This is a genomic window from Pseudophaeobacter leonis (assembly GCF_002087335.1).
Classification (GTDB): Bacteria; Pseudomonadota; Alphaproteobacteria; order Rhodobacterales; family Rhodobacteraceae; genus Pseudophaeobacter; species Pseudophaeobacter leonis.
Window position 1 is genome coordinate 1 of the sequence record NZ_MWVJ01000055.1, and the last position, 1,500, is coordinate 1,500.

Sequence of the window (1,500 nt, forward strand, 5' to 3'; positions counted from 1 at the left end):
TGGCAGGATTGAGTTTGGCACGGTAATCGGCCCGGTATCCGTGCCGTCGTCCCGCGGTGCCAGGGCCTCGTTGAGATCATCGATGCTATCGACGATGCCATAGGCAGGAGCCGCCGTGTGCTCGATGTCTGAACGCCTGACCAGATCACCATAGACCGTGATGGTGCCCAACCGGTCATCATTATGGGCGCCGCCATTGTTGCCCTGATCGGAATACAGCGAGATCACCGAGTGATCCATCACCCCGTCGCCATCCGCATCGCCATAGGTGATCGATCCAATCTCGGTGGTGTGCCCTTCGATCACCAGCCGGTCGCCCTCGGCCCGGCTGAAGTCCTGCACCACATCGTGACCGAGAACATCGACCCAGTGGTCGTGCAGATTGGCTTTTTCACCCGCAACCCCGTGCCAGTTGATGCTGCCATCGTCGCGGGTATGCTCTTCAATAAAGCGCTGCTTGGCGTTGATCAGCGTCTGGAAGTAGAAGATATCGCCGCCGCTGCCGCCAATCAGTAAGTCATCCGCAGGGATGGGTTGATCCGGATAGAGTTTGCCCTCCGTGAGCTCGTTCAGCGGGTCGCCTTCATCGCGGTCTGGATCATAATAGATCGCCCGCTCGCGGCCGTCCGCACGGCTGATCAACAGATCGTTGCCCTGGCCGCCCCAGAGCGTATCTTCGCCGTGGCCGCCGTCCAGAATATCGTTGCCATTGCCGCCAGACAGGGTGTCATTTCCGTAATCGCCCTGCAGCACGTCGGTGCCGCCTTTGCCCGATATCTTGTCGTCGCCGCCGCCCGCGGTGATGCCGTCAGCGCCGCCGGTGCCGCCAAGGCTGTTATCGCCGCCATTGCGGCCGATCATATTCAGCCCGCCAGCAAAGTGGCCATGGTGCGTGACGCCGTAGTCGTCCAGGATATCCAGAAACGTGTCGCTGGCGCCGTGCAACTGGCCAAAGACCGGCGCCAGATCTTCCATCGCAGCATTCATCTGCGCAGTCATCGCCAACCCGGCTCCAGAGGCCGCTGCCAGCTGCAACTGGTCACTTTCGCTCAGCTGAGTGTCAAAAACCTTCACATCTCAATGGTGCCCTGAAACAGCGAATGGGCGTCATCCGCCTGATCCGAGCGCCAGGACCGGGTGCCGCCCACCACCAAATCATGCGTGTTCAGGGCCATGCCCTGTGCGAATTCCGGCTCAGCCGCAACCAAGGCGCCATTGAGCCAGATCATCAGCCCCTCGTCTCCGAAAGAGAGCGAGACGTGATATTTTGTCTGCGGTGACAACACCAGATCCGGGACTTTGAGATATTCGGTCTCGCCCCCGCCGGATTGGGTGACAAGCAGAATTCCATCCTTGACCCAAAGCGTGAAGTCGCCCTCTCCGGCACCCGCACCATCCGTGGACACCAGCGCCACATCACCCGGCAACCGATCCAGTGAAAAGCAAAGCGATATCGTCGCAGAGGCCAGAGCAAGGCTTTCGGAATGGCCTGCGTTTAGA

The 1,500-nt window shown here is 60.3% G+C and carries 1 protein-coding gene and 1 pseudogene; both read right to left on the reverse strand.

Annotation, left to right across the window (positions count from 1 at the left end; translation table 11 throughout):
* Positions 1-1,074 (reverse strand): annotated as a pseudogene (locus B4968_RS13065) (calcium-binding protein); the annotation flags it as partial.
* Positions 1,071-1,500, reverse strand: a 430-nt coding sequence (locus tag B4968_RS23525) for a LamG domain-containing protein (protein WP_161492589.1), incomplete at its 5' end; no start/stop codon positions are given. The gene B4968_RS23525 and the pseudogene B4968_RS13065, both read right to left, overlap by 4 nt.